This window comes from uncultured Chryseobacterium sp., from assembly GCF_913776365.1.
GTDB lineage: Bacteria > Bacteroidota > Bacteroidia > Flavobacteriales > Weeksellaceae > Chryseobacterium.
The window spans coordinates 1-2,918 of sequence record NZ_CAJYMO010000319.1 but is presented as its reverse complement, the minus strand read 5'-3'; the positions used below and the strand labels follow the sequence as shown (position 1 = coordinate 2,918).

Sequence of the window (2,918 nt, the reverse complement as noted above, 5' to 3'; positions counted from 1 at the left end):
GTGTGTTACTCAGCAACGAAAGGATTTCCAGCACCAATGACTCAATGATCATTCCACTATCCGGGTTTCCGGATTTGCTTTCGGCAAGAAGCCTACAGAATAAAATTTTCAGCAGCGGATCCCCTATCGTGCGGTTTCCCTGAACACCCGAAAGGGAAAGATCGTAATCCTTCAGAAAGACGGATTCAATTTCCAGATGAAACCCTCTTGCCCTGTCGGCCGGCTTCTGGTTGTAATGACATTCGTCCCGGTGATGAAAGAGGATATGGCCGGCCCCGAATGTTTCTTTGCCTTCTCTGTACCCTTCCGTCAGGCCGCCTTCCAGAAGAAAGGTAAAATAAGGGCTTTCATGGTAATGCCAGTCGACAAAATCATGCGTATATACCGTATCCGTGAGCGTCAATGGTCCGACACTCCTTATGAAGCCGGTATCACCGTAAAACTGTCCTGTTTGAAGCTGTACCATCAGTTATTTTAATGGGGTATAAAGGTACCGTTTTATTCCATATGCGGCAGACCGTATTTTATGATCTGTCACGGAAAAACGGAAGTCCGGAAATAAAAAATACTGAAGAACGATCCCCAGTATTTAAAAATTTACGACATCAGGCTTTCTCCTGATCCGCAGATGGTGTCAGGCCGTATACTGCCCTTCTTCCTCTTTATGCCAGAATGTAACCCGCCTGGCACTTATTTTCAGCAGGCAGATCCCCGGAGTATCGGTTCCTTCCGGAAACCACTGTTCCAGGCCGTCTACCCATTTTTCTTCCAGGGTTTCCTTGTCTTTTACAATAGCAGCCGTGCCGTAGCACTCAATGAACAGCAGATCGTCGGTCTGATAGACGAGATTGACTTTATTGTCATTTTCGATCTGGCGGACTTTATTGCTGTCCTCATAGGTGAAGAACCAGGAATCCCCGTCGTATTCCACCCTTCCGTTATTGCTCATAGGCCTGGATTGCGGCTTACCGTTTTCGTCCTGTGTGATCATCATGCAGAAATCGAGGTCTTTCATTTTTTCTGCAATGGTTTCCAGTGATGCTTTTTTCATTTTTATTTTTGTTTGTGATTGGTTTTTTCTGATTCCCGATCGCCCCTGATGCTCTTCCTGATCCTTCTCACGGACAGGACTGTTTTAAACAGCCTGAAACTGAGGGGTTTCATATGGGTGTACCAAAAGCTGTACCGATTGTCCTCCTGCTGCAGAATTATTCTTCCTGCAGGAGAGGTATTTTTGCCACAATAAATTGTATTACCTTTGCAGTACAGCCGGATCTTTCGTAAAAACGGCCGGTACAGATGAAGACGTATAAATTCCAGGTATTTACCGCCGCCATTGAGGAAAACATCCGGAACGGGGCTTTCCGGCCCGGCCATAAATTACCTTCGGTACGGGAAATTAAAGCACAGTACCGGATCAGCATCACTACGGTACAGAGCGGTTACGAATACCTCATGATCAGCGGCTGGGTAGAAAGTATACCGAAGTCCGGATATTACGTGAGCCACCGGATGGAAATGCCGGCCCGCCCTTCCCGGACCAGGCACCGCCCTGTCGCACGGGATGCTGTGTTCAGGAGCAACCTCGCCCTTACCACTTCCCTGAGAATGGGAAAGAAAATCTCTGAATTCAATGTAGCTGCTCCGGGAGACCTCCTGATCCCGCAGAAGATGCTGTTGCGAACGCTGCAGCAGGTCATCAGGGAGCAGGGCGCCGGGCTGCTGCGCTACTACCCTCCGGACGGTTCGCCCCAGCTGAAAGAAAAGATTATTCAACGGGCTGCCCCGGACCATGCCCTGATCCGCCCCGAAGAACTGATTATTACCGATGGTGCTTTACAGGCACTCTATATCGCACTGGCCACCGTATGTACAGCCGGAGATATTATAGCCCTGGAAAGCCCCTGTGTTTTTTCGGTACTGGAAGTGGTACGGGTCCTGAAACTGAAAGTGGTTGAAATCCCTGTCGATCCGGCCACGGGATTCGACATGGATTTCTTTGATAAAGTATGCCGCAAAAACAAAGTCAAAGCCGTTGTCGTCACGCCGAATTTCCATAACCCTACGGGCAGCCTGATGACCGATGCGCAGAAAATAAAGCTGCTGGCCATTGCCCTGCAGTACGATATAACCCTGATTGAAAACGATATTTACGGTGACCTGTATTTTCTGGGACAGCGGCCGGCTGCTATAAAAAAATTCGATGACAGCGGGCAGGTCATCACCTGCTCCTCATATGCTAAGACCCTGGCTCCCGGGATCAGGCTTGGCTGGCTCAGTGCCGGCAAATATGCAGGACAGGCCGAACAGGTAAAATTTGCGCTGGGCAGTACCGTATCCCCGCTCTATCAGGAAACCATAAGCCGCCTGCTGGGCGGAACTGCCTATGAACGCCATCTGAGGTCACTCAGGGTGAAGCTGGCAAAAAATATGTTTTTCGCCATAAACCTGATTGCCACCCATTTCCCGGAAGGCACCGGAATCATACAGCCGTCCGGTGGCTACAACCTGTGGATAAAAATGCCTGATGCTACCGATATGAACAACTTTTATCAGCAGTGCGAAGCCACCGGAATACGATTCACCCCCGGATCTACCTTTTCCTTTACAGATGCTTATGATCAGTGTTTCAGGCTGGTTATAGCGGATGTATTTTCACCACAGCGTACCGAAGCCATCCGGCGGCTGGGACAGCGGCTGAATTTCAGATAGCACATGTACGGCCTGCCCGACTGACTGAACCGTTTTTCTGTACAGGTAGCGTCCTTACTGAATAGGTGATTTCATTGTATCTAAGTTCAAAACAGATGAAATATCTCTATACCTGAACCCGGATACATGGCGGAAGATCTTCTCTGTCCGGATCTGTACCGGTATGAATGCCCGGAGGTGTACCGGAAAGGCCATGCCCGAATCTC

General features: G+C 49.3%; 2 protein-coding genes and 1 pseudogene. 1 reads left to right on the top strand and 2 read right to left on the bottom strand.

Annotation, left to right across the window (positions count from 1 at the left end):
• Nucleotides 1–466: pseudogene (locus tag QZ735_RS17420) on the bottom strand (AraC family transcriptional regulator); the annotation flags it as partial.
• Nucleotides 467–634: 168 nt separating this feature from the next.
• A complete protein-coding gene (locus QZ735_RS17415; RefSeq protein WP_294251170.1) occupies nucleotides 635–1,051 on the bottom strand; it encodes a pyridoxamine 5'-phosphate oxidase family protein in 417 nt (138 codons plus the stop codon).
• Between the two features lie 248 nt (nucleotides 1,052–1,299).
• Between QZ735_RS17415 and QZ735_RS17410 the strand changes: the two genes are divergently transcribed.
• On the top strand, nucleotides 1,300–2,712 hold the full coding sequence (locus QZ735_RS17410; protein ID WP_294251168.1) for a PLP-dependent aminotransferase family protein: 1,413 nt from the start codon (nucleotides 1,300–1,302) through the stop codon (nucleotides 2,710–2,712).
• Nucleotides 2,713–2,918: the final 206 nt, after the last annotated feature.